Origin of the sequence: Bradyrhizobium sp. (assembly GCF_019244115.1) — a bacterium.
Classification (GTDB): domain Bacteria; phylum Pseudomonadota; class Alphaproteobacteria; order Rhizobiales; family Xanthobacteraceae; genus Bradyrhizobium.
This window is the reverse complement of sequence record NZ_JAFATE010000110.1, coordinates 34555-58684: the sequence shown is the minus strand read 5'-3', so window position 1 is coordinate 58684 and position 24130 is coordinate 34555. Positions and strand designations below refer to the sequence as shown.

General features: G+C 64.3%; 21 protein-coding genes. 8 read left to right on the top strand and 13 right to left on the bottom strand.

The window, feature by feature from the left end:
- Positions 1-161 precede the first annotated feature (161 nt).
- The 4 genes from ppx to JOZ76_RS05385 all read right to left on the bottom strand — a co-directional run bounded on the left by ppx (position 162) and on the right by JOZ76_RS05385 (position 5244).
- A complete protein-coding gene (gene ppx / locus JOZ76_RS05400) occupies positions 162-1664 on the bottom strand; it encodes an exopolyphosphatase (RefSeq protein WP_291697597.1) in 1503 nt (500 codons plus the stop codon).
- Positions 1665-1676: 12 nt separating this feature from the next.
- The gene (locus JOZ76_RS05395) at positions 1677-3869 is read right to left on the bottom strand and encodes an RNA degradosome polyphosphate kinase (protein WP_291697596.1); all 2193 of its coding nucleotides are present in this window, start codon (positions 3867-3869) and stop codon (positions 1677-1679) included.
- A 138-nt stretch (positions 3870-4007) separates the two neighbouring features.
- Positions 4008-4679 (bottom strand): DnaA ATPase domain-containing protein, encoded by a 672-nt coding sequence (locus tag JOZ76_RS05390; RefSeq protein ID WP_291697595.1) that lies wholly within the window; start codon positions 4677-4679, stop codon positions 4008-4010.
- Between the two features lie 22 nt (positions 4680-4701).
- Positions 4702-5244: a CDP-alcohol phosphatidyltransferase family protein gene (locus JOZ76_RS05385; protein WP_291697594.1), complete on the bottom strand. Its 543-nt coding sequence runs from the start codon at positions 5242-5244 to the stop codon at positions 4702-4704.
- 149 nt (positions 5245-5393) lie between these two features.
- On the opposite strand from JOZ76_RS05385, the gene purM reads away from it, so the two are divergent.
- The 3 genes from purM to JOZ76_RS05370 all read left to right on the top strand — a co-directional run bounded on the left by purM (position 5394) and on the right by JOZ76_RS05370 (position 8678).
- Positions 5394-6467 carry a phosphoribosylformylglycinamidine cyclo-ligase gene (gene purM, locus JOZ76_RS05380; RefSeq protein ID WP_291697593.1) on the top strand — a complete coding sequence of 358 codons (1074 nt, stop codon included), beginning with the start codon at positions 5394-5396 and terminating at the stop codon, positions 6465-6467.
- Between the two features lie 4 nt (positions 6468-6471).
- Positions 6472-7125: a phosphoribosylglycinamide formyltransferase gene (gene purN, locus JOZ76_RS05375; RefSeq protein WP_291697592.1), complete on the top strand. Its 654-nt coding sequence runs from the start codon at positions 6472-6474 to the stop codon at positions 7123-7125.
- Positions 7126-7523: 398 nt separating this feature from the next.
- Entirely contained in the window at positions 7524-8678 is a 1155-nt protein-coding gene (locus JOZ76_RS05370) for an autotransporter outer membrane beta-barrel domain-containing protein (RefSeq protein WP_441299978.1), read from the top strand.
- Positions 8679-8802: 124 nt separating this feature from the next.
- Here the strand turns inward: JOZ76_RS05370 and JOZ76_RS05365 are convergent, their stop codons facing one another.
- The gene (locus JOZ76_RS05365) at positions 8803-8976 is read right to left on the bottom strand and encodes a hypothetical protein (protein ID WP_291697591.1); all 174 of its coding nucleotides are present in this window, start codon (positions 8974-8976) and stop codon (positions 8803-8805) included.
- A 29-nt stretch (positions 8977-9005) separates the two neighbouring features.
- Here JOZ76_RS05365 and JOZ76_RS05360 point away from each other — a divergent pair, with 29 nt between their 5' ends.
- The gene (locus JOZ76_RS05360) at positions 9006-9179 is read left to right on the top strand and encodes a hypothetical protein (protein ID WP_291697590.1); all 174 of its coding nucleotides are present in this window, start codon (positions 9006-9008) and stop codon (positions 9177-9179) included.
- 21 nt (positions 9180-9200) lie between these two features.
- Here JOZ76_RS05360 and rnd read toward each other — a convergent pair whose 3' ends face one another.
- Positions 9201-10349 (bottom strand): ribonuclease D, encoded by a 1149-nt coding sequence (gene rnd, locus JOZ76_RS05355; RefSeq protein ID WP_291697589.1) that lies wholly within the window; start codon positions 10347-10349, stop codon positions 9201-9203.
- Between the two features lie 472 nt (positions 10350-10821).
- Positions 10822-12297 (bottom strand): protein adenylyltransferase SelO, encoded by a 1476-nt coding sequence (locus JOZ76_RS05350; RefSeq protein WP_291697588.1) that lies wholly within the window; start codon positions 12295-12297, stop codon positions 10822-10824.
- 150 nt (positions 12298-12447) lie between these two features.
- Between JOZ76_RS05350 and aspS the strand changes: the two genes are divergently transcribed.
- A complete protein-coding gene (aspS, locus tag JOZ76_RS05345; protein WP_291697587.1) occupies positions 12448-14223 on the top strand; it encodes an aspartate--tRNA ligase in 1776 nt (591 codons plus the stop codon).
- Positions 14224-14533: 310 nt separating this feature from the next.
- On the top strand, positions 14534-15376 hold the full coding sequence (locus JOZ76_RS05340) for a class I SAM-dependent methyltransferase (RefSeq protein WP_291697586.1): 843 nt from the start codon (positions 14534-14536) through the stop codon (positions 15374-15376).
- Positions 15377-15555: 179 nt separating this feature from the next.
- On the opposite strand, the gene JOZ76_RS05335 is transcribed toward JOZ76_RS05340, so the two are convergent.
- The 3 genes from JOZ76_RS05335 to JOZ76_RS05325 form a co-directional block, all read right to left on the bottom strand.
- The gene (locus tag JOZ76_RS05335) at positions 15556-15807 is read right to left on the bottom strand and encodes a hypothetical protein (RefSeq protein ID WP_291697585.1); all 252 of its coding nucleotides are present in this window, start codon (positions 15805-15807) and stop codon (positions 15556-15558) included.
- 244 nt (positions 15808-16051) lie between these two features.
- Positions 16052-16858: a hypothetical protein gene (locus JOZ76_RS05330; protein WP_291697584.1), complete on the bottom strand. Its 807-nt coding sequence runs from the start codon at positions 16856-16858 to the stop codon at positions 16052-16054.
- 436 nt (positions 16859-17294) lie between these two features.
- On the bottom strand, positions 17295-18359 hold the full coding sequence (locus tag JOZ76_RS05325) for an aminoglycoside phosphotransferase (protein ID WP_291697583.1): 1065 nt from the start codon (positions 18357-18359) through the stop codon (positions 17295-17297).
- A gap of 279 nt (positions 18360-18638) precedes the next feature.
- Here JOZ76_RS05325 and JOZ76_RS05320 point away from each other — a divergent pair, with 279 nt between their 5' ends.
- Positions 18639-19115, top strand: coding sequence for a GNAT family N-acetyltransferase (locus tag JOZ76_RS05320; RefSeq protein ID WP_291697582.1), 477 nt, complete (start codon positions 18639-18641; stop codon positions 19113-19115).
- A 1127-nt stretch (positions 19116-20242) separates the two neighbouring features.
- Here JOZ76_RS05320 and JOZ76_RS05315 read toward each other — a convergent pair.
- Positions 20243-20992 (bottom strand): DUF899 family protein, encoded by a 750-nt coding sequence (locus tag JOZ76_RS05315; protein WP_291697581.1) that lies wholly within the window; start codon positions 20990-20992, stop codon positions 20243-20245.
- A 117-nt stretch (positions 20993-21109) separates the two neighbouring features.
- A complete protein-coding gene (locus JOZ76_RS05310; RefSeq protein ID WP_291697580.1) occupies positions 21110-21883 on the bottom strand; it encodes a DUF899 domain-containing protein in 774 nt (257 codons plus the stop codon).
- A 162-nt stretch (positions 21884-22045) separates the two neighbouring features.
- Here JOZ76_RS05310 and JOZ76_RS05305 point away from each other — a divergent pair, with 162 nt between their 5' ends.
- Entirely contained in the window at positions 22046-23107 is a 1062-nt protein-coding gene (locus JOZ76_RS05305) for a ketopantoate reductase family protein (RefSeq protein WP_291697579.1), read from the top strand.
- A 152-nt stretch (positions 23108-23259) separates the two neighbouring features.
- Here JOZ76_RS05305 and JOZ76_RS05300 read toward each other — a convergent pair whose 3' ends face one another.
- Complete coding sequence (locus JOZ76_RS05300; protein ID WP_291697578.1) at positions 23260-24102, bottom strand: amidohydrolase family protein; 843 nt, start codon at positions 24100-24102, stop codon at positions 23260-23262.
- Between the last annotated feature and the right edge of the window lie 28 nt (positions 24103-24130).

The window sequence follows — 24130 nt, the reverse complement described above, 5'->3', positions numbered from 1 at the left end:
GACAACCCGCTTCCGAAGGTCAAGAGAATATGGTGCTCCCATCCATGCCGGCCTCCCTTCCCAGCCAGCATGGTGAATCAGAAATGCGCTGATTTGGGAATCCCAATTCGATTCAGCCTAATCTCATCCCGCTTTAGGGGCGCCCCTCGTGGGCGCCCCTGTCAGCGCAGCACGATCGAGCCGCTACGCCCGACCAGGCGCGCCAGTTGCTTGAAGCGGCCGCCGACGCGGTCGGCGACGAGATCGACCATCTGGTGTTCGAACACCAGCATCAGATTGCGCCCCTGGGTGCGGAAATGTGTCGCCGGCAACAGCCCGGGCCGCGCCGCCGAGGTCAGATGCGCGACGCGGAAGGCCGCGCCCAGGATGCGCGCACGGTCGAGCATGGCCTGTGGCACCATCTGCTGGATGATCTCGGGCGGCTGGTTTTCCTCGCTGAGGCCGGCATAGCGGAAGAACACCGAGAGCGCCACGAAGGCGCGGCCCTGATGATCGATCGAGCCGAAATTCCCGTTGGTGATCAGGTGCAGCGTCTGCTCGCCGCGGTGATCGGGGTGAACGCGCCAGCCGATATCCGACAGCAGGCAGGCCGCATGGCGCAGCCGACGGTCCTCCTCGCTCTCGCGCAGCTTGACGACATGGACGAAACGGTCGGTCCAGGCCATCAGCTCCTCGGCGTGGCGCGCCGATCGCGACAACAGGGCGTTGAGCTGCTGCGCGGCGGCAATCAGCCCGTCCTTGGCCCGCTCCGGCGCCGGCAGCCGGTCATACAACAGACCCTCGCGAACGCCGAAGGTCGAGAACACGATGGATCTCGGCCTGGCTATGCCGATGATATATTCGAGCACCAGCGCCGCGTAGGCGAGCAGCGGACGCCGCGCCTCGGCGACCGCCTCGATATTGGCCAGCATGTCGGCGGCGACGAGCCGGCGCAGCCGCCGGGCGAAATCGAGAGCTTCCGCCGCCGGTATCGAATAGCCATGCATCACGCCGAGCGGATATCCGCTCTGGATGATGTGAATGCGGGCGAGCGCGCGCCATGTCCCGCCGACCGCATAGAACGAGCGTCCGCCACCTCCGGCAAGCAGCGGAACGCCGGCGAGCTGCGTCTTGACGATGCGTTCGGCGCGCTTCAGCGACTTGTCGGAGAGGTCCTGCAGCGCCAGCGTTCCCAAGGGCAGCGTCACGCCCTTGCGCACGCGGTGGCCGCTGATGTCGACGAGTTCGAGCGAGCCGCCGCCGAGGTCGCCGACGATGCCGTCCGGCCTGTGGATGCCGGAGACCACGCCGAGTGCCGAGAGCTGCGCCTCGCGCGGGCCGGAGAGGATCTCGATTCGGACCCGGCAGATCTGTTCGGCCCTGGCGATGAACTCGGGGCCATTCGAAGCATCGCGGCAGGCCGCGGTTGCGATCGCATGGACGCGGCCGACCTTCATGATCCGGCACAGCGCACGAAACCGCCTCAGCGAGGTCAAAGCCTTGGCCACGGCATCGGGCGCCAAGAGACCGGTGCTCTGCACCTCGCGGCCGAGCCCGCAGAGTGTCTTTTCGTTGAAGATCGACACCAGGCTGCGCGCCATCTCCTCATAGACGACGAGGCGGACCGAGTTGGAGCCGATGTCGATGACCGCGACGCTCGAGCCGCGCTTGCGCGGCCGCGTCACTTGCCCTGTTCCTTAGAGATGACGTTCGGTCCGGCGCGTAAGGCGGCGTGGAGAGGACTCTTTGAGCGATTTTCCACGGCCTGACAGACTCGGGTTCGTCATGAAATATTTATGCAGATTGAAAGGCTCTTCGCCCTTGGCGGCCTTCATACGCGTTGACGAACCGTCCGGCAACAACTGCCAGCTCTGCTCATTGTCCTTCAGATTGGCGACCATGATCTGTTCGAGAACCTGCTGATGCACAGTGGGATTTTGCAGCGGGCACAACACCTCGACGCGGCGGTCGAGGTTGCGCGGCATCATGTCGGCAGACGAGATATACACAGCGGCCTTGGCGCTCGGCAGGCCCTGGCCCATGCCGAAACAGTAGATTCGGCCGTGTTCGAGGAAGCGGCCGATGATCGATTTGACGCGGATGTTCTCCGACAGGCCAGGAAGGCCCGGCTTGAGGCAGCAGATACCGCGCACCACGAGCTCGATCGACACCCCGGCCTGTGAGGCCTCATACAGCGCATCGATGATATCGGGGTCGACCAGCGAGTTCATCTTCATCCAGATCGCGCCCGGCTTGCCATGGCGGCTGTGCTCCGTCTCGCCCTGAATGTGCTCGATGATGCGCTTGCGCAAGGTGAGCGGCGAGACTGCCATCTTGTCGATGTCGATCGGCTCCGCATAGCCGGTGATGTAGTTGAAGACGCGCGTCACGTCGCGGCCGATGATCGGGTCGCAGGTAAAGTAGGAGAGGTCGGTGTAGATGCGCGCGGTCACCGGATGATAGTTGCCGGTGCCGGTGTGGACATAGGTGGTCAGATTGCCGCCTTCGCGGCGGACGATCAGCGACAGTTTTGCGTGCGTCTTCAGCTCGAGGAAGCCGTAGACCACCTGGACGCCGGCGCGTTCGAGGTCGCGCGCCCAGCGGATGTTGGCCTCCTCGTCGAAGCGGGCTTTCAGCTCGATCAGCGCGGTGACCGACTTGCCGGCTTCGGCCGCCTCGGCGAGCGCACGCACGATCGGCGAGTTGGTGGAGGTGCGGTACAGCGTCTGTTTGATCGCGACGACGTCCGGGTCGCGCGCGGCCTGCTGCAGGAACTGCACCACGACGTCGAACGACTCATAGGGGTGATGGACGATCAGGTCCTTTTGCCGGATCGCGGCAAAAATGTCGCCGCCATGATCGCGGACGCGTTCGGGATGGCGGGGCACGTAGGGTGTAAATTCGAGATCAGGACGATCTAGACGTGTCAGCTGCGACAGCTCGTTCATCGCCAGCACGCCATCGACCAGCAGCACTTCGTCGTCGGCGGCGGAGAGCGCGTGCTGCACGAACGCGCGCAGCTCCTCGGGCATGTGGGCCTCGATCTCGAGCCTGATCACCGACCCGCGCCGCCGCCGCTTCAGCGCGGTCTCGAACAGCCGCACCAGATCTTCCGCCTCTTCCTCGATTTCGATTTCGCTGTCGCGGATGATGCGAAACGCGCCGCGGCCCTTCACCGTGTAGCCGGGAAACAGCCGCCCGATGAAAAGCCCGGTGGCCTGCTCCAGGGTGATCAGGCGGACCGTTCCGTCCTTTCCGCCGGGGATGCGGATGAAGCGGTCGATCTTGCCGGGCATGCGGATCAGCGCGTTCATCGGCTTGCCGTCGGCAACGCGCGTCAGCTGCAGGGCGACCGTAAAGCCGAGATTGGGTATGAACGGGAAGGGGTGCGCCGGGTCGATCGCCAGCGGGGTCAGCAGCGGAAAGATGTTGCGCAGGAAATGGTCCTCGATCCAGTTGAGCTCGCTCTTGCTGGCGTCATGGCCATCGACGAGCACGATGCCGTGCTCGCCGAGCAGCTTGCGGAGCTCGCGCCAGATCGCCTGCTGATCGACGGCGAGCTGCGACACCGTCTTGTTGATGAGCGACAGCTGCTCGGACGGTGTCAGCCCGTCCGGGCTGCGTTCCAAAATGCCTTCCCGGACCTGGGCCTTGATGCCGGCGACCCGGACCATGAAGAACTCATCCAGGTTGTTGGCTGAAATCGACAGGAACCGGACCCGCTCGAGCGCCGGGTGGCCGGCATTGACCGATTCCTCCAGGACGCGGCGGTTGAAATGCAGCCAGGATAGCTCCCGGTTGATGAACCGTTCCGGGCTTTTCACGATCGAGGGAGCGATGTCGATTTCCAGATCTTCTTCTTTAAGATCAATAGGTTGTGCTGTTTCCATCAGAAATCGATCCGGTTCGAAAGAGGGCGCAACGCAGTCTAATCGAACGCCGCGTCCTGTGTCAGGGCGATGACGTCTCGATGACAATGATGTTCCCTGGCTCCCCGCCGTCAAGGCACATCTGGTGCGGCGAACCGCCTAGCGCAGCAGTTCGGCTGCCAGCGCCCGGGTGACGGGCCGGCCCTGGCGCAAGGCTTCGCCGTCCAGAAGCTCGATCGCCCGCCGTGCCGCCGCCGAGGAGCGCTCGATCCGGCTGACGAGATAGCTCACCACGCTTTCGTCGATCGCAAGCTGGCGGTCGGCGCAGAATTTGACGATGAGCGCGCGGAACAACTGCTCGTCTGGGGACGACAGCGATACCGTGGGCAGCGCGCGCAGGCGCGAGTCCAGGTCGCGCAACTCGACGTCCATGGCGGAGGGCGACATACGGCCGGTCATGAGCACGAAGGCCGCCTGCTCGCGCGCGAGATTGAGCAGATGAAACAGTGCGCGCTCGTCGACCTCGCGGGGCCGCAAATCCTCCACGACAAGTGCGCCCGTCGTGAGCGCGTCGGGCACGTCAGCCGCGCCGAGCGCGTGCGCCGCGGTCGAACGCGCGCCCGCCTCGCCCGCCCAGATCGCGGCGAGATGGCTCTTGCCCGATCCCTCCGGCCCGACCAGCATCATGGTTCGGCTCGGCCATTCGGGCCAGGCGTCGATCAAAGCGAGCGCTGCCGCATTGGCGGGGCCTTCGAGAAAGTTGTCGCGCGTCAGGCTCTCCGCATGCGGCAACGTGAATGCGAGTTGACGGGGAGGACCACTGCCTGCCACGCGAAAGACTCCCTCTATCGCGCTATCTCGCCTCGATCGTGCCCATGTGCCGCACCCACTCCACCAGATAGAGGGACACCGAAACCAGGGTAAAAGCCGTCACGAAAACCATCAGGATCGAATCATAGGGCGCCGGCTGAAAGCCGAAGCTGAGGGAAGCCAGGATCAGGGCGGCAAATGCCACCTGCGCGCCCGTGTTGAGCTTCGACACCATCAGCGGTTTCATCGCAACAGGTTTGTCGAACAACCATGACACAATCACGGCGGTCACGATCATGATGTCGCGGGAAACCACCAGAATGACCAGCCAGCGCGGGATCGCACCCCCGATCCCGAGCGCCATGTAGATCGAGACCAGCAGCGCCTTGTCGGCCAAGGGATCAAGCAGGGCGCCAAGCTCGCTCGCCATGTCGAAACGCTTGGCAAGAAAGCCGTCGACCGCATCGCTGATGCCGGCGACGATGAACACGGCGAACGCGATTTCCATCTGGTTCGAAGCGATGGCCCAGACGATGAACGGCACCAGCAGGATCCGTCCGAGGGTAATGATATTTGGAATACTCACCTGGCACGTCCCGGCTGCCGGTCCCTGCAACGATGCCCCCTTTTGGTGAACCGGCCGTTATCTACATAGTATAGCCCCGGGCGGCTTGCGAGCCATTGCGTGGCGGCGGATTCCGACGTAACCAGCGGCCCTGATCTGGTTCATCTGGCATGGCCGAGCGCAAGAACGGGCTCACATACGCGGATTCGGGCGTTGATATCGATGCGGGCAATCGCCTGGTCGATCTCATCAAGCCGATGGTGCGCGCCACCGCACGCGCGGGCGCGGATGCGGAAATCGGCGGATTCGGCGGCCTGTTCGACCTCAGGGCCGCGGGCTTCAAGGATCCGGTGCTGGTTGCCGCTACCGACGGTGTCGGCACCAAGGTGAAGATCGCGATCGAGACCGGCTTGCATGAGGGGATCGGCATCGATCTCGTGGCGATGTCGGTGAACGACCTCGTCGTGCAGGGCGCCGAGCCGCTGTTCTTTTTGGACTATTTTGCCTGCGGCAAGCTTGATCCGGAAGCCGCCGCGGCGATCGTCGCAGGCGTCGCGGAAGCCTGCCGGGAATCCGGCTGCGCGCTGATCGGCGGCGAGACCGCGGAGATGCCCGGCCTCTACAAGGACGGCGATTACGATCTGGCGGGCTTTGCGGTCGGCGCCGCCGAGCGCGGCACGCTGCTGCCGCGCGCCGACATCGAGGCGGGCGATGCGGTGCTCGGGCTTGCCTCGTCCGGAGTCCATTCCAACGGATTTTCGCTGGTGCGCAAGATCGTGGAAAATTCTGGGCTCGCCTTCGAGGCGCAGGCGCCGTTCTCGCCGGTCATGACGCTCGCTGGCGCGCTTTTGGCGCCGACCCGGCTCTATGTGCGATCATGCCTGCGCGCGATCCGCGAGACCGGCGCGGTGAAAGGGTTCGCCCATATCACCGGCGGCGGCTTCACCGACAATATTCCGCGCGTGCTGCCAAAGCAGCTCGGCGTCGGCATCGATCTGGCGCGGCTGCCGGTGCTTCCCGTCTTCAAATGGCTCGCGGAGCAGGGCGGCATTGCCGAGCTCGAACTTTTGCGCACCTTCAATTGCGGCATCGGCATGATCGCGATCGTGAAGGCGGATGCGGTCGATGCGGTCACCGAAGTTTTGGCCGGCAGCGGGGAGAGCGTCACCCTGCTGGGCGAGGTGATCCCGGCCGAGGGCGAGCACCGCGTCGTCTATAACGGACACCTCGACCTCACATGGTAAGGGCATGAAGCGGCGCGTCGCGATCCTGATTTCCGGCCGCGGATCGAACATGGCCGCGCTGATCCAGGCGGCGTCGGCGGAAAATTTTCCGGCCGAGATCGCGGTTGTGATCTCCAATCGTGCTGACGCGCCGGGCCTGCAGAAAGCCCGGGCGGCCGGCGTTCCCACCGTCGTCGTCGAGAGCAAGCCGTTCGGCAGGGATCGCGCGGCCTTCGAGGCGACGCTGCAGGGCGAACTCGACCGACACGGCATCGAACTGGTCTGTCTCGGCGGTTTCATGCGCCTGTTCACGGCTGACTTCGTCAAGCGGTGGTACGGGCGGATGCTCAATATCCATCCCTCGCTGCTGCCGTCGTTTCCAGGCCTCGACCCGCACGGCCAGGCGCTGCGCGCCGGCGTCAAGATATCAGGCGCCACCGTGCATTTCGTGATTCCCGAGACCGATGCGGGGCCGATCCTGATGCAGGGTGCGGTTGCGATCAGCGATCACGACACCGTCGACACGCTGTCCGAGCGGATTCTCGAAGTCGAGCACCGCATCTATCCTGATGCCTTGCGGCTGCTCGCCAGCGGCAAGGTGCGGCTCGACGGCGATGTCTGCCGCACCGCCGACGGCGCAGCTTCCGGCAACTTTTTGATCTCGCCCGTCGCCGGCTAGATCAGAATGAAGTTTGGTTGAGTCGACCCCGCGGCGGCGGTTCACCTCTCCCCGCTTGCGTCGCTTGCGGGGAGAGGTCGCATCGCTTCAGCGATGCGGGCGAGGGGGACTCTCCACCGGGCGCGGTGCTTGGAGAGTCCCCCTCACCCCAACGCTCTCCCCGCAAGCGGGAGAGGGAGTGCACCGCCGACGCGGCAATGATCGAAACCTCAACTCATCGTTTGGCAGCGTCGTGTGGCCTTGGAACCACAATGATGAGCAATCAAGCTCCAGGCGGGTCCGCGACTGGTTGACCCTCCGTTCGGACTCCAGGCAAATCAGCGTCGTAGTCGGGTTTTTGGCCGTAGGCGGGTTTCGCTGTTTCGGAAGTCGGATTCATGTGCCGCGCATCGAGATCGATGAAGCCTGGGAAAAGGGGAATGCGAGGGCTCACGAGGCTCCCTGCCGTGAACGTCGTCCTGCTTTCGGCTCTCACGATGACCGCGCAGGTCGCCCGGGCGCAGACATCGTCGCCGACGCCCACGCCGACACCGACGGCTTCGCCGACGCCGACACCAACACCAACACCGAGCGTGCCGGTGCCCACCCCGACGCAGATCAATGCGCGGATCTCGTCAGGCTCGACGCTGATCAATCTCGGCTCGAACTTCCTGGAGCGGCTCGGCGCTCAGGCGACCGGCGGGTTTGATCGCACGCTGCGCACCAATCCCGGCGGCGGTGGCGCCTCGGAGGCGACCGAAGGATCCTGGGTTCGCGCCTGGGGCGAGACCTACGGAATCTCCTCGCGGACCGACAACCAGGGCGAATTTTTCGGCGACAGGCGCACGACGGGCGGCGCAGTCGCGGGCCTCGGTGCGCGCGTGGCCCCCGGGGTCAATATCGGCTTTTCGGCCGACCAGAGCCGGACCGATGTCGATGTTCCCCTTGCGTTGCAGTCGGCGACGCTGGACCTGACCCAGCTCGGCTTCAATGCCTCCGTCGACAAGGGACCCTGGACCTGGGCGGTGGCGCTGGTGCACGGGTTCGGCTCGATCAATACCAGCCGCGACACCGGCGGCGGCGTTGCGCGCGCGGGCTATCGTGCTGAGCTGAGCGGCGCCCTGACCGAGCTCGACTACTATTGGACCTTGCACGAAAGCCGCATCGTTCCAAAACTCGGCCTGGAATATGTGCGGGCCACGACCGGAGCGTTGCAGGAGGTCGGCGGTCTCGATCCCGTCGCCGAGAGCGGAGCGACGCTCGAACGGTCGCGTCTGCTGCTGGGCGCCGAGATCGGCCATTACTGGCTGCTCGACCAGAAGATCCTCGACCTCTCGGCGTATGGCAAGTTCGTCGACAATGTCTCGCAGAATTTCAGCTCTGTCGTGGTCAGCCTCGGCGCGCAGAGCATCACGGTGCAGGGGATCGGTGAGAGCCGGTACGGCGCCGACGCCGGCGCGTCCACGTCGCTGAGCCTTGGCAACACCGCGCGCCTCTATCTCAACTACGACGGCAAGTTCCGCTCCGCGCTACGATCGCACCAGGGTACGTTCGGCCTCGAGCTCAAGTGGTAAGTATGACGATCAGAGCCGAAGACAACTGAGCTGCTTCGATGCTGCATGCCGCGTCGCTCACCTCGTGCAAAAACGCAGTCTCTCGTAACTCGCAGGAGTGTGATATGCTGCCATCCACATCTCGCTACCTGGCAAGCCGTTCCGCGAGCTCGATGAGGATGCGCCGGTCGCTCGAATCTCGTATTTTGTTAAAAGCAACGATCAGTCTTAACCCCTCTGCAACGTTTAGATTGATTTGATTTTCGGAAAGCAATTGCAGCAGCTTCGCACCCGGTGGGTCGCATTCGTCCGTGCTCACACCAAAGCTCCCGATACGAGAAGTAGCAGATGACTCGCGAGGACGATCTCAACGAGCTGGCGGCCGATCTTCAGGCGGCCATAGCAAAAGCGCGCGCGCTCAACTTACCTACCAGCGCCTATATCCTGTCAATGGCCCTCGTCGAGGTTTCGCAGGCGCTGGAGGCGGCGGAGCCGGATCGCGAGGGCGACAAGCTGAACTAGAAGCCGCCCGATCGCGCAACGTCAGGTTCGCTCGACCTTGATGACCCGGCCGCGCTCGATGGCGAGCGCAACCCTCCCGTGCTTCAGCGCCAGGGCAGCCTCACCGAACAGCTCGCGGCGCCAGCCATGCAGGGCGCCGACATCGGCGTTGTCGTCGGCCGCGATCTGCTCCAGATCGTCGACGGTGGCGATCACCTTGGAGGCGACGGCATGGCGTTCGGACGTCATGCGCAGCAGCACCTTCAACAGCTCGACGATCGCCGTGCCGTTGGAATTGCCGCGCGGTTTTTCGAGTTTCGGCAGCGTCGCGGGATCCCGCGCCAGGCCGCGCTGCACCGCCGCCAGAATCTCCGCGCCCCATTTCGAGCGCTCAAAACCCTTCGGCAATGAACGCAGGTTGCCAAGCCGCTCGAGCGAGGCCGGGGCGTGGGTCGCGATATCGCCGACCGCGTCGTCCTTGAGGACGCGGCTGCGCGGCACGTCGCGCGATTGCGCCTCCTGCTCGCGCCAGGCGGCGACCTCCATCAGCACGGCGAGCTCCTTGGGCTTGCGCACCCGCGTCTTCAGCCGCTCCCAGGCGCGCTCGGGGTGGAAGTCATAGGTCCGAGGCGACGTCAGAACCTCCATCTCCGAGCCGACCCAGTCGCTGCGGCCGCGCTTCTTGAGGTCGGCATCGAGGGCGACGAAGACATCGCGCAGATGAGTGACGTCGGACACTGCGTAGTGGAGCTGTTCTTCCGTCAGCGGCCGTCGCGCCCAATCGGTGAAGCGGTGGGTCTTGTCGGGCCGGTAACCGGTAATTCGTTCGACCAGCTGGTCGTAGGCGATGGAATCGCCGTAGCCTAGTACCATCGCGGCGACTTGGGTGTCGAAGATCGGATGCGGAATGGTGCAGGCGCGGTGAAAGATGATCTCGATGTCCTGACGCGCCGCATGAAAGACTTTCAGGACCTTCTCATTCGCCATCAGCTCGAAGAACGGTTTCAGGTCGATCCCATCGGCCAGTGCGTCGATCACGACCGCTTCGTCCGCGCTGGCCATCTGAACCACGCAGAGCAGGGGATAATAGGTCGTCTCACGCAGAAACTCGGTGTCGACCGTAATGACCTCGTGACGGGCGAGACGGGCGCACGACGCCGCGAGTTCCGAAGTAGTCGTAATCAAGTCCATAACGATCCGTTGATCCCCTGCAACAGCCGTTCCGCCGAAAGCGCTGGTCTGTCAAGGGGGTTGGAGCGAATTCGCGGCCTGCTTTTGTGGTCGGTCGCGTCGGTCGCGGCTTGACTGCGGTGGTCCGGCCTCGCTTTCGGGCGAAGGCGACGCCTTTAGGAGTGGCGCGCGCGCTCCGATGGCCGCCGGCTAATGGGGGTAGCGACGACGACGACGCAGAGCGCCAGCATGACCAGGCCCCATGAATTCGAACACCAATGCGTCCACGGCAATGTCCTCTCAAAAAGCCGGCTCAATTTGTCGGGGGCGCATTGACCGTCTGTTAAGCGGTCGGGCCAGCCTGCGCGGATGGTGGACGTGGGGTTAAGGTGTAGACGCTCGACAAGTTCGGGCTCGCTCGTTTGCGCATCAGCGGTCAGCCCCCCTCTCCCCGCGAGCGGCCGCGAGCGGGGAGAGGCAGACCGCGTGCGCCCTACGTGCCGCAAAAGGTCTGGCAGACGCGCTCTTCCGGCTTTGGCGGATCGGCATAGGCGGCGAACTGAGGCTGGTCCTCGAAAGGCCGGGCCAGCACGGCCAGGAGCTCCTCGAACGGGGCGTAGTCGTCATTCCAGACGGCGGCCTGGATGACCGCCTCGATGCGATGGTTGCGCGGTATGAAGGCGGGGTTGACCGTGCGCATCGCCGCCCGCCGCTCCTCGGCGGATTGCGGCTCCTCGCCAAGCCGCGCGCGCCAGCGCACCGCCCATTCGTCGAACGCCGCAGGCTCCTCGAACAGGGCGCGCACCTCGGCATTGTCGCCGCGGCCGGCGGCATCGCTCAAGCGGCGAAAGGTGAGGGTGAAGTCGGCACCGGCGGCAGCCATCGTGTCGAGCAGGGCCTGGGCCAAAAGCTGGTCGTCGTCGCGCTCGGTGAACAGTCCGAGCTTTTTGCGCAGGCCAGCCTTATAGGCATCGTTGAACGCTTCGCCGAAAGCGCCGAGCAGATCCTGCGCCTCCGCAACTGCCTTGTCCTGGTCATCCGACAACAGCGGCAGCAGGCATTCGGCAAAGCGCGTCAGATTCCACAGCGCGATGCGCGGCTGGTTGGCATAGGCGTAGCGGCCATACTCGTCGATCGAGCTGAACACCGTCGCCGGATTGTACGCGTCCATGAAGGCGCAGGGGCCGTAGTCGATGGTCTCGCCCGAGATCGAGGTGTTGTCGGTGTTCATCACGCCATGGATGAAGCCGATCAAAAGCCAGCGCGCCACGAGTTCGGCCTGGCGGCCGATCACCGCGGACAGCAGCGCAGGGTAGGGCCGTTCGGCCGCCTTCAAATGCGGATAGTGGCGCTCGATGACATGGTCGGCGAGCCGCTGCACCGCTTCGGTATCGCCGCGCGCCGCAAAATACTGAAAAGTGCCGACGCGGATGTGGCTCGCGGCGACGCGGGTGAGCACCGCGCCGGGGAGCGCGGTTTCGCGCATGACCGGCTCGCCTGTGATCACGGCGGCGAGTGAGCGCGTGGTCGGGATGCCCATCGCGGCCATCGCCTCGCTGACGATGTATTCGCGCAGGACCGGTCCGAGCGCCGCGCGGCCATCGCCGCGGCGAGAGAACGGAGTAGGCCCGGACCCCTTGAGCTGGATGTCGCGGCGGACGCCGTCCTTGTCGATGACCTCGCCGAGCAGGATGGCGCGGCCGTCACCGAGCTGGGGAACAAAATGCCCGAACTGGTGGCCGGCATAGGCCATCGCGATCGGGTCGGCGCCGTCAGGCAGCGTCTTGCCGGCAAGGATTTCGGCGCCCTCCGACGTATCGAGCTGGTCCGGGTCGAGCCCGAGATGAAGCGCGAGCGGCCGGTTCAGCTTGATCAGGCGCGGCTTCTCGACCGGCGTCGGCGCCACACGGGCGAAAAAATTCGCCGGCAGCGCCGCGTAGGAGTTTTGGAAGGGGAAATGCACGGTCATAGAACCAAGATAGGCGCGGGGAGGGCGTTTTTCGAGGCCAGATCCGCCCCGGCTTCAGTTGCCGCGCCCAAAAGCGTCGGGTAAACCCTGCCTCGCTTCGGCGGGCGTGACCGCCGCCGATTCCACCCTCGACAGCTTTTCAGGACTGCCATGCATCGTTACCGGACCCATACCTGCGGCGCGCTCCGCGAGAGCCACATCGGAGAAACGGTGCGGCTGTCGGGCTGGTGCCACCGCATTCGCGACCATGGCGGCGTGCTGTTCATCGACCTGCGCGACCATTACGGCATCACTCAATGCGTCGCCGACCCGGATTCCGCTGCCTTCAAGGATGCCGAAAAGCTCAGGTCGGAATGGGTGGTGCGGATGGAGGGCAAGGTCCGCCGCCGACCTGCGGGAACCGACAATCCGGAGCTGCCGACCGGCCATATCGAGATCTATGTCAGCGACATCGAGGTGCTGGGCGCCGCCGCCGAGCTGCCGCTGCCGGTGTTCGGCGAGGCGGAATATCCTGAGGACATCAGGCTAAAATACCGTTTCCTCGACCTGCGTCGCGAAAAGTTGCATCAGAACATCATGACGCGCGGCGCGATCATCGATTCCATGCGCCGGCGCATGAAGGCGCAGGGCTTTTTCGAGTTCCAGACCCCGATCCTGACCGCGTCCTCGCCGGAGGGCGCGCGCGACTTTCTGGTGCCATCGCGCATTCATCCTGGAAAATTCTACGCGCTGCCGCAGGCGCCGCAGCAGTACAAGCAGCTTTTGATGATGAGCGGCTTCGACCGCTACTTCCAGATCGCGCCATGTTTTCGCGACGAGGATCCGCGCGCCGACCGCCTGCCGGGCGAGTTCTATCAGCTCGACATTGAGATGAGCTTTGTCACCCAGGACGACGTGTTCGCGGCGATGGAGCCGGTCGTCGGCGGCGTGTTCGAGGAGTTTTCCGGCGGCAAGCCGGTCACGAAAAACTGGCCGCGCATCCCGTTCGCGGAAGCCATCCGCAAATATGGCAGCGACAAGCCGGACCTGCGCAATCCGCTCGTGATGCAGGACGTGTCAGAACATTTCCGCGGCTCCGGCTTCAAGGTGTTTGCACGCATGCTGGAGGACCCGAAGAACCAGGTCTGGGCGATCCCGGCGCCGGGCGGGGGCAGCCGCGCCTTCTGCGATCGGATGAACTCCTGGGCGCAGGGCGAGAGCCAGCCGGGGCTCGGCTACATCATGTGGCGGGAGGGCGGCGAGGGCGCAGGCCCGCTCGCCAACAACATCGGTGCGGAACGGACGGCGGCGATCCGCGCGCAGCTCGGCACCAAGGAGGGTGACGCGGCGTTCTTCGTCGCCGGCGATCCCGACAAGTTCTGGAAGTTTTCGGGCCTTGCCCGCACCCGGGTCGGCGAGGAGCTGAACCTCGTCGACAAGGAGCAGTTCGCGCTCGCCTGGATCGTCGACTTCCCGATGTACGAGTACGACGAGGAGAACAAGAAGATCGATTTCTCGCATAACCCGTTCTCGATGCCGCAGGGCGGCCTTGATGCGCTGATGCACAACGATCCGCTCTCGATCAAGGCGTTCCAATACGACATCACCTGCAACGGCTACGAGATCGCCTCCGGCGGCATCCGCAACCACAAGCCGGAAGCGATGGTGAAGGCGTTCCAGATCGCGGGCTATGGCGAGACCGAGGTCGTCGAGCGTTTTGGCGGCATGTATCGCGCGTTCCAGTACGGCGCGCCGCCGCATGGCGGCATGGCCGCGGGCGTCGACCGCATCGTGATGCTGTTGTGCGGCACCACGAACCTGCGCGAGATCTCGCTGTTCCCGATGAACCAGCAGGCTGTTGACCTGATGATGGGCGCACCGTCCGAGGCGACGCAAAAGCAGCTCCGCGAGCTGCACATCCGCCTCAACCTGCCGAACAAGGGATAGGGTCTAGTTAGACACTCACTCGTGTAAGCGCACCGCGCTTGCACGAGAGCGGCGCCGGCCTGCATGGCGTGGTGGATGTTCGGTCGAGCGTGTGAGAGCGCGGTTCGCCGGGACAACTTAGTGAGCCAAACATCGTCACATCATGGACTGCGGGTCCGGCGCAGTCGTGAGGCTCAACCGCAGCTGAGGTCAGGGGAGCATGCCCCCGTTAAAAGCAAACATCAACCGGCATGTCGACCAGGCTGCGCCTACAAGCTGCGCGCCATAAAGCGGCCTCGACATTCCCCAACCCTCGGGCAATCATCCCCGCATGACTGAAAGCAGAGTCGTTCCGGCGCTGACACAGGACGACGTACGCGTGCGTGCGTGGGCAGAGGTCCGGGAGCTGCTCGAACGCCAACTCGCTCCGCTCGGCCGGCGGGCTTTGCGGGCGCTGGCGCCAGGTCCTGGTGAGAGCGTCCTGGACATCGGCTGTGGCGGAGGCGAGACGGCGCTCGAGCTTGCACGGGCCGTCGCGCCCGACGGCACCGTCGTGGGGATCGATCTGTCGGCTGCGGTGCTGGCGTTCGCCAGGCGCGCGGCGAGCGGCTGCGAACGCGTGCGTTTCGTCCATGCGGACGCCCAGGTCTTCCAGTTCGAGCCGGCCGCATTCGACGCCGCTTTCTCGCGGTTCGGGGTGATGTTCTTCGCTGACCCGATCGCGGCGTTCAGCAACATTCGTCGCAGCCTGAAACCGGGCGGGCGACTGGCGTTCGTCTGCTGGCGCGCGCTGGAGGAAAATGCGCTCGACCTCCTGCCGCTTCGGGCCGCCTCCATCCGGCTGCCGTCGCAGCCCGCTCACGCTCCGGACGCGCCAGGCCCCTTCGCGTTCGCTAGCCCCGATCGCGTGCACCGCATTCTGGAAAGCGCGGGGTTCAGCGACATCGAGCTCACGGCCCACGACGAGTTGGTTGGAAGCGGCGACCTCGATTCGATGCTGGCGGTTTGTTCGAGGCTCGAAGCTCTCGGCAAAATTCTTCGGGACAATCCCGAGCTCCGAGCCAAAACGCTGCCTGCCGTGCGATCCGCGCTTGCGGCCCACGACGGGCCCGATGGTGTCAGGTTAAATGCTGCGACCTGGATTGTAACGGCACGGAGTGCAACCGGGCTCTAGCGCTGCGCTCATGCGGGCTATTGTTTCATGATGATCGATCAGAGGCTTGCGGCAAGACGAACAGGGATCGACGGCGATCGGTCCCGTGGTCGGAAGCAGCTGCGATCGCTCCGGCGGGGTGTCTGCGAAACAATGAGGCCGCCTAGTGGCGGCCTCCCGTCATGCAAAAGATCGGCGGATTACCACACGACCCATCTGCCGCCGCGCCAGTAGCCGCGCCCCTCGTGTTCGCGGAAGCTGTACCTTTCGCGCGGCCCCCAATGCCAATTGTCTTCGTGAACGACGACACCGGCCTCATGGGGAAAGTCGTACGCCTCGTGCGTGTGCCAGCACGTATGGCCCTGGCATACGATCGCCGCGGAGGCGCCGAAGGTGGACGCCACGATGACGCCTGCGCCGATTGCGGCAGCAGAAAGGATTTTTCTGAGCATCTCAGCTTGTCTCCATTGTCCTTTGCCCCGCGTGCAAACCACGTTGGACGGCTCTCAGTTCCGCGCCGGAACGGCGATTTTTGCGAGGCTCGCAGCGCGAAGCGGCTCTCACTGGCCTTCGCGGGGTAGATCGCGTTCAGCCTCGGCTTCGATGGTGACCTCGCATGCCGCCGCGGCCATGCAGGCCACTTGCCGTGCGCACGGTGCAGGATGCGATTGCAACGAGATCAGTACGCGGCGGCGCTTACGGCTGCGCTCTGGTCTGAGGCGGACGCGCTGCCGCCGGCTGGCGCGTCGCGGCGGCAGTCGTCCGCGGCGGTGGCGCTGATGGTGTGGGCTGCAGGTTCTGCCTGGAGACCCTGGCCGTGAAGCTCGCCATGGCCTTGAGCTGTTCGGCGGTCTTGGCATTGTCGCGCGCCATCTGGTCCTGGCTGGTCTTGAGCTGCTCGATGGCCCTTGCATTGTCGCTGGCGAGCTGCTCCTGGCCGCTCTTGAGCTGCTCCAGTCCGTGCTCCAGATTGGCGAGATCGCGCGCCATCGTCTGGAGCGTCTGCGCAAGCTCCGGAGGCAGCGGCGCTGCTGTCGGCGCGACATCTTGCGGCGCAGTCGGAGCCGAAGCTGCTGGAGATGCGGTCGGAGCCAAAGCTGCTGGAGATGTTGACGCCGCAGCGGCGAGCCGGGGGGCCGGCAAGGAGGGCGAGGGGTTGTCTGTCGGCGGCGGGGATGTCGAGGCCAGCGACGGCACCCACCGGCCGAGCATCAGCCGGCCCGCATCGCCTTGCGGCGACTGCCAAAGGAAAGCAGCCAGAAAGATGCACGCTGCGAGCAGAAGGCCGGCAAGGGCGCGCCGTGCCGGCCGGCCGCGCGCGGCGCGGACGGCCGAAGGTTTTGGCGCGGCGTCCCGGTCGAGATTGGACAGATTTTCGGTGACGCGCGCGAGTTGCTCATCCGCGCGTGCGATCTGTTCATAAGCATGGGCGAGCCGCTTGTCCGCGCGCGCGACCAAATCATCGTTGGGATCAGTTGCTGTCGGGTCCGGCATGGAGTTCATGGCGAGCTCCGTCCAATGTCAGCTGGTGGAGCGGATTTGACGTTCGCCAGGCGATCTCGCCGCGGGCTGTAGCGAATGTCAGATCCGCCACACTAAAGCAGGTGGTTCCGCCAGGTCGGCGAACGGCCAAAGTTTCAGCGAAGTCTTGACCAAAGCATGGCCGGACGGCGGAGAGTGTGGGGTCGGATGGCGGCAGCATCGCGGCGCGTGGTCATGGTGCTCCGCGGCATCCCGCGCCTGCGGGACGTGTTGCTGTTTCCATTGGACCAGGCAGGCCGCCGCGGACCCGGATCATTGGTCCGCACCTCCAGCGAGCGTAGCAGGGGTAGCCCGGATGAGCGACTTGTCCGCCGAAGCTCGAAGAGCGAAGGCGGAAGCGATATCCGGGTCACCGCTCACGCGCATGTCGCTGCGCTCATGCGGGCTAGTTGCTCGCTCAATCGCCAAATAAGTCGCGGCACCCGAGATCATCAACGGCGAGGTGGATGCGCTCAACGTTGTTCCACCAAATCAGCGGCGGAATACCGACAGCGTGGTGCCAGATCGGCGTGGTTGTCTGCCACAGGACCGACAGTCGATAATCGTCCTGCAACGCGCGCCGGTCGTAATCTTGCACACCTTGGATGACCAACTCCTCATGGTAGCAATCCAGCAAGTGCCGTTCGAACCGGACACGCAGGTCGGGATACCAGTGGAGAGCCATCATATAGGCAAGGTCATCGGAGCCGACGTCGATCCGCCAGGCATCCCAGTCGAAAATCCTGGTGTCAGCATTGTCGCCAATCGGCAAGAAGCAGTTCCAGACGTGAGCATCGCCCTGAATGATGGTCATGTGACGATGCGAATGATAACGCTCCATCAGGCGCGGTGCTGCGTCGAATAATCGCGCGTAGTGCTCGCGCCGCTCGGTCGAAAGCCGGTCGCCGAGCGCATCGGCAAAGCTACCATACTGCTCCATCAGACGCTTGAACGATTGCTCGGTCGCGCCAGCATCCTGCCAGGTTCCGACAGTCGCTCCCAGGCGAGCATCGTCCCACCAGAGTGCGTGGAACCGCGCCCGCGTCCGGATGATGCTTTCGCATTGTGCCAGCGTCGGCGGCAACGGCCATTGCGTCGCTACAAAATGAGACTTCGACAGGTCCTCAAACAGGAGGTGCCAGGCGCCAGTGTCTTGATCCCAGTGAGCGTCGTAGCAGCGCGGGACGTAGCCCGTGGGCATCGCTGAGGCGACCTCCTTGTAGAACGAGACTTCATGCCGGCCGCCTAGCCAAGGGCCGCCAGCGCGATCAGGTAAACCAGCCTTGAGCATGAGGGATGCAGGCGCATCGACAGCGTCAGTGTCATAAGTCAAACGCAACTGAAAGAAATGCGAGAGCACGGTTGCGAACGATCTCTCAATCGCAACATGGGTGACCCTGCCGTCCACAAGGACACCGGATTTGCGCAGCGCATCTGTCACCTGCTCGGCGGTCGCTGCTTCCGGCAATGAGCCCGTTGTCATCGAAAATCGTCCTGCCCAGGGTCAGGACCAATATCGCACCAATCAGGGCTTTCGCAAACGCTGAACGCTCGTTCTGAATCAGTCGCTGCCGGCTTGAGGCCGGCCCACGTAGCCCGGATGAGCGACTTGTGCGCCGAAGCTCGAAGAGCGAAGGCGGAAGCGATATCCGACTCGCCGCTTTCCCGCATCTCGCTGCGCTCATGCGGGCTACTTGCTGCCCCAGCGCCTTGAAATTCAGTCCACTACGGCTACTTGAGCGATGTTGAGTAAGGATCAACCATGACAAACAATCGAGTTCGACCTGCACGCGTTGATGAGGCCGCAGAGCTTACCGAAATCGCAGTGCGCGCTACGAAGCATGACGGATACGATGATGACACCATCGTTCGCTTCATGCCCGGACTCAAGGTCAACCTTGCGCTTATCGCAGCAGGACTGGTGTTTGTGGCTGAGGGCGAAGCCGGCATTCGGCAAGGCTATGTAGCTGCACGACCGACTGGAATCGGAGGCTTAATTCTCCTGGAGGGCATTTTTGTTGATCCAGCCTTTTGGCGAAGGGGTGTTGGCAGCCGACTTTTTGCCGCCGTTGTGGAGCTTTCGAGAAAAATGGCGGGAAGTGTGATCCTAATCAACTCGAACCCGAGTGCTGTTGGTTTCTACGCCCGTCTTGGAGCCAACAAGATAGGCACTACCCCGTTCGTATTTTCCCCTGACGTAAAGCTATCAATGTTTGCGTTTGAAATTCCCGCCGGCTGAAGGGAATGGAGCAAGCGCAGCCCGGATCAGCGAAGCGACATCCGGGTTACCGCTTTCCCCGCATGTCGCTGCGCTCATGCGGGCTACTTGCTGCTCCTGCACGACGGGGCAATCTGCGCATGCATGTCATGCGCGAATTGCCCGTCGTGCCAGTTTGTCGCAGCAGGCTGGTTCTGATTTACAGAAAACACCTTGACGCCGACCCAAATCAGATGCATGATCCGCCCGTCCTGAGCCGGCAAGAGGGGCGGATCGCGCGTCGTCACGAAACGCGGGTCAGGATGCGATGGACGCGTTGGCGGCGCGCACGATTGGTCGTGCGGACGAACGGCGCTGATGCGGACGGAGAAGGCGTGTGGTCCTGACACCCCGACGCTGGTGTCAAGTTGCGCAAAACCTGGTTTCGCGCGGCGATGGGAGCAAAAAAGCCCGGTTCCCAGGGAGAGCACGCAGGACACCGTTAAAACCATCGCGCAGGGAATGCCGGTTGATTGGCTGACCTGTGGTGACTGCCGCCTGCTTTTTGTTTTGCAGGCGGGCCATGGGGGCAGCCAGCTCCCGGCATTCCCTGCGCCCTCTCATTCTTGGAGGGTCTTCTATCCAGCATCACTCGGGCGAATTCCGCCGCGAGAACGCGGACGCTCACCCTCTCGCTCTTTGACACGTTCCATTGCGGTGCGCCGGGAAGCAAGCGTGGCCCGGATGAGCGAAGCGACATCCGGGTAACCACTTTCCCCGCATGTCGCTGCGCTCACGCGGGCTACTTGCTACTTGCTGCACGACGTGTGTTTGGAAAGCGCTGCGATCAAACGATGGCGCCTCAACGAGAAAAGGCCGGCGGGCGTTACGCCGCCGACCCCTTCTTGCGGCTGCCGGCCCGGCTTGTCCGGTTCCGCCGCATTCCATGTGCAAAGTCTAGGCGATAGGTGGTTAATAAAATCTTAAACATCATCCCGGCACGGTATCGTACGGCTTGTCCTGAGATTTGGCCGGCCATCGCGGCCTGTCGGCGCCTTGCGCCGACCGGAGCACTCGCGCGATCCCGAAGCTCGCGAAGACAAGGCGAGCAGGGACCAACCGGCGTCCGGCCGGGTCGGACGCTGGGCTTGGAGCGGCGCAAGGGCTGTTCAGCGGCCGCCGCTTCCAAGCTGGTCGGAATAGCCCGCATTCAGGCGCGGCCATTGCGGAATCGGACGTCCATCGGTCCGGTAAGGGTGTTCGCCTTTCGGCCAGCGCGGCCAGCCCGCCGGCGAATCTTCCCACTGCTCCTGCCGGCCGTAGGCGGTCAGGTCGAGCAGGCGGTAGCTGTTGTCCAGCGCCTCGACGCCTCGACGCGTCGTCCAATAGGTCTCGAACACGTCGGATCCGCGCCGCAGATAGCAGACGATGTGCATCATGCCGACGCGGCGGCCAACCAGGAGCACATCGAGCGAGGCCCGAGGGACCGAATACCAGGGCATCGTCCAGCCCATGAAATCGCGATAGGCTGCGCTCTCGTCGTAGGGGCCCTGGCAGAACGTCGCGTAGGTGACATCGCGCGAATGCAGGAAGGACAGCTCGCGAAGCTGCGATGTATAGAAGGTGCAGCCCTCGCACTGTTCCGGCGCGGGGCGGCCGGCGTGCCACATGAAATAGTAGGCGACGAGCATCCGGCGTCCTTCGAACGCGTCCAGCAACGTCACCGCACCATGATCGCCAACCAGCGGCGTGGCGCCATCCACCTTGACCATCGGCAGCCGGCGGCGGGCGGCGGCAATCGCATCGCCTTGCCGGGTGTGGGCCTTCTCGCGAAGGCGCAGTGCGTCGAGCTCGGACTGAAAGGTGCTGCGATCGACAATCTCGGGCGCTGCAGTCTCATCTGTCGTGGTGTGTTTCATCGTTCTCTCCCTTGCTGCCGGGCTTTGGGTGGAGATGTCTCGGCCAGCCATCCCGTTCCGATGCAATCGGAACGGGATGCGGTTTTTAATTTGACGTGTTTTCTCGAAAATTTCGCTTCAGGCGTCTTTTTTGCGGAAGGCGGCTTCGCCGGCGTCGGAGACCTCGACCCATTTCTGGTTCGGCGTGGCCTCGGCCTCGTAATTGTCGTGCCAGTTCCACCATTTGTAGGGAGGGGTCTGCGGATAGCCCTCCGGCGAGTCCTCCCAGACTTCCTGACGCCCGAGCGCGGTGAGATCGAGATAGCTCCAGACGGTGCCCATCGCCTCGTCGGCGCGGTTGTTGATGAAATAGGTGCGGAACACCTTGTCGCCGTCCCGGAAAAACACGTTGTGGCCGTGCCATTCGTCGACGCCAAAGTCCTTATCAAAACTGTCAGTGATGGTGTACCAGGGCATCTCCCAGCCCATCCGCGCCTTCAGGCGCGCGATATCCGCCTGCGGTGCGCGCGAGGCGTAGACCAGCGTGGTGTCGCGCGCATTCAGGTGGGACAGATGCGAGACCTGATCGGCGCCGAGCGAGCAGCCGCGGCAGGCATGCTCGGGCCAGCCGAACACGCCCGGCTCGAAGAAGGCTCGGTAGAGGACGAGCTGCCGGCGGCCCTCGAACAGGTCGAGCAGGCTGACCTTGCCCTTCGGCCCTTCGAATACATAGGCCTTCTCGACGGCCATCCACGGCATCCGCCGGCGCTGGGCGGCAAGCGCGTCGCGGGCCCGCGTCTGTGCTTTCTCCTTCACCAGCATTTCCTGGCGCGCCGCCTCCCAGGCGTCTGGCGACACCACCGGAGGCGTGTTCATTCGCTGCTGCGTGTTACTCGCGTTGGTCTTGTTCATGGGTCTCTCCCGTTGCCGTTCGCAGAAAACGTAGTCGCCGCGATGGTGCTGCGAGAGTTACAAGTGTGTCGGGATTTGCGAGAACGCGCGCGTCGCGCACGACATTGTGAGGGAACCTATGGGCGCGCTATGCTGGCGCAACAAGAATGCGGGAGGACAAGGATGGGCCGGAAGATCGCGATCATGGGAGCGGGCGCCGTCGGGGGCTATGCGGGCGCGCATATGGTGCAGGCGGGCGAGGACGTCACTTTCATCGATCCCTGGCCGGAGCATGTCGCGCACATGCAAAAGCACGGGCTGCGCGTGACGCATGCGCGGGACGTGGCGGAATTTTCGGTGCACGTGCGAGCGCTCCACATCACGGATGCGCAGCAACTGTCCAGGGAGAAGCCGGTCGACATCGCCTTCGTGTGCACAAAATCCTACGACACGGCGTGGGCGACCACGCTGATTGCGCAATATCTCGCGCCCGACGGTTTTGTGGTGTCGCTGCAAAACTGCATGAACGAAGAGATCGTCGCGCGCGTCGTCGGCTGGGGCAAGACGCTGGGCTGCATTGCGAGCAGCATCACGGTGAACCTGCCCGAGCCCGGCCATGTTCACCGCGGCGCCGGGAAGGGCGGGGCGGCTCATACCGTGTTTCGCGCCGGCGAGGTGCACGGCCGGATCACCGAGCGCGCCAGCGAGATCTGCCGCCTGGTCGGCTACGCCGATAGCGCGACCGTCACACCTAACCTCTGGGGCGAGCGCTGGTCGAAGCTTGTCGCCAACGTGATGGGCAATGGGCTCTCGGCGTGCACGGGCCTGTCAGGCGGCGAGATGCTGGAGAGCGAGCCGATCCGCCGCTTCTCCACCCGGCTCGGCAGCGAGGCCATCCGTGTCGGCCAGGCGCACGGCTATCAGCTCGAGGAAATCCTGCATCTTGCCCCGGAGACGATCGCGCGCGCCGGCGAGGGCGATGAGGACGCGATGCGCGCCTGCGACGCGCAACGTTTTGCCGACGGCAAGCGCATCTCGTCCGGACAGCGGCCGTCGATGGGGCAGGACATGCAGAAGGGCCGGCGCACCGAGATCGATTTCATGAACGGCCTCGTGGTGCGCGAGGGCGCCAAGGTCGGCATTTCCTGCCGCGCCAATGCGGTCTTGACCGATCTCGTGACGCGCGTGGAGAGAGGCGAACTCAGCGCCGACCCGCGGCACATCACGGAGCTCCGGCTGAACTAGCTTGTCTCCGGCACTTTTGGTGAAATTGATCGCGGATCAGCTTGGCGTCCCCAGTGCCGAGATCGACCGCACGGTCCAGATCGTCGATCAGAAACTGAATGAGAAGATCGGGGTGGGAGGATCCGGTTCGGCGTGAGTTGACTGAACGCTCCTTAGGGTTTGGCGGGCGACCAGCGATAGGCTTTGGCGCACGCGCCGCCCATCAGCATGGCGCGCTCCGTCGCGCTCAGACGGTCGGTTTCGAGGAACGGTTTGACGGCCTGCTCGTAATTGACCACGGCGAAGGCGCGCGTCCAGTCGGTGCCCCACAGGCAGCGCTCAAAACCCCAGGCATCGAATATCCGCGCCAGCGGGTCCCAGATGTCCGCGAACGGATAGGGTGTTTGCGACAAGGTGCAGGCACCGCTCACTTTGATCACCACGTTCGGCCGCCTCGCAAGCGCCAGCACTTTTGGCAGCTCTGCCCAGGGCTCTGGCGGCGCCGGCGGCACGCGCGGCTGCAGGATGCCGAGATGGTCGAGGATGAATCGCGTAGCGGGGTGGCGATCGATCAGCGCGGTGCCCGCGTCGAGATTGTCCCAGCACAGGATGTTGACTGGAAAGTCGTGGCGGACGGCGGCGCGCGCGATGCGGTCGAGTCCCGGATCATCAGGCGCGCGCTTCGCTTCCTTGGTCAGCATGATGCGGATGCCCACCGTGCCCGGCGTTTGCTTCCACTCGGCGACGACGTCGTCCAGCGCGGGATTATCGGGGTCGACCGGCTTGACGAGGCCAAACCGCGTGGGATGGGCGCGTTGCACCTCCACCGCATAGCTCGCGTCGTAGCGGTACATGGTAAAGGCCGAGATGAAGATCGCGCCGTCGACGCCGACCTTGTCCATTGCCGTCACCATCTCGTCGCCGGTGACGTGATCGGGCCAGTTCGGCACGTTGTGCCAGGGACGCTTTGGCGTGTTCGCTTCGTAGGCATGGACCTGGGAGTCGATGATGGTCATGGCGGAACGCTCTTCTGTAGCGGGCGAG

Excerpts from the sequence above, each read along its gene's own strand:
- JOZ76_RS05395 (WP_291697596.1), bottom strand. The coding sequence starts at position 3,869 with ATGGAAACAGCACAACCTATTGATCTTAAAGAAGAAGATCTGGAAATC.
- purM (WP_291697593.1), top strand. The coding sequence starts at position 5,394 with ATGGCCGAGCGCAAGAACGGGCTCACATACGCGGATTCGGGCGTTGAT.
- purN (WP_291697592.1), top strand. The coding sequence starts at position 6,472 with ATGAAGCGGCGCGTCGCGATCCTGATTTCCGGCCGCGGATCGAACATG.
- JOZ76_RS05370 (WP_441299978.1), top strand. The coding sequence starts at position 7,524 with ATGAAGCCTGGGAAAAGGGGAATGCGAGGGCTCACGAGGCTCCCTGCC.
- JOZ76_RS05360 (WP_291697590.1), top strand. The coding sequence starts at position 9,006 with ATGACTCGCGAGGACGATCTCAACGAGCTGGCGGCCGATCTTCAGGCG.
- rnd (WP_291697589.1), bottom strand. The coding sequence starts at position 10,349 with ATGGACTTGATTACGACTACTTCGGAACTCGCGGCGTCGTGCGCCCGT.
- JOZ76_RS05350 (WP_291697588.1), bottom strand. The coding sequence starts at position 12,297 with ATGACCGTGCATTTCCCCTTCCAAAACTCCTACGCGGCGCTGCCGGCG.
- aspS (WP_291697587.1), top strand. The coding sequence starts at position 12,448 with ATGCATCGTTACCGGACCCATACCTGCGGCGCGCTCCGCGAGAGCCAC.
- JOZ76_RS05340 (WP_291697586.1), top strand. The coding sequence starts at position 14,534 with ATGACTGAAAGCAGAGTCGTTCCGGCGCTGACACAGGACGACGTACGC.
- JOZ76_RS05335 (WP_291697585.1), bottom strand. The coding sequence starts at position 15,807 with ATGCTCAGAAAAATCCTTTCTGCTGCCGCAATCGGCGCAGGCGTCATC.
- JOZ76_RS05330 (WP_291697584.1), bottom strand. The coding sequence starts at position 16,858 with ATGAACTCCATGCCGGACCCGACAGCAACTGATCCCAACGATGATTTG.
- JOZ76_RS05325 (WP_291697583.1), bottom strand. The coding sequence starts at position 18,359 with ATGACAACGGGCTCATTGCCGGAAGCAGCGACCGCCGAGCAGGTGACA.
- JOZ76_RS05320 (WP_291697582.1), top strand. The coding sequence starts at position 18,639 with ATGACAAACAATCGAGTTCGACCTGCACGCGTTGATGAGGCCGCAGAG.
- JOZ76_RS05315 (WP_291697581.1), bottom strand. The coding sequence starts at position 20,992 with ATGAAACACACCACGACAGATGAGACTGCAGCGCCCGAGATTGTCGAT.
- JOZ76_RS05310 (WP_291697580.1), bottom strand. The coding sequence starts at position 21,883 with ATGAACAAGACCAACGCGAGTAACACGCAGCAGCGAATGAACACGCCT.
- JOZ76_RS05305 (WP_291697579.1), top strand. The coding sequence starts at position 22,046 with ATGGGCCGGAAGATCGCGATCATGGGAGCGGGCGCCGTCGGGGGCTAT.
- JOZ76_RS05300 (WP_291697578.1), bottom strand. The coding sequence starts at position 24,102 with ATGACCATCATCGACTCCCAGGTCCATGCCTACGAAGCGAACACGCCA.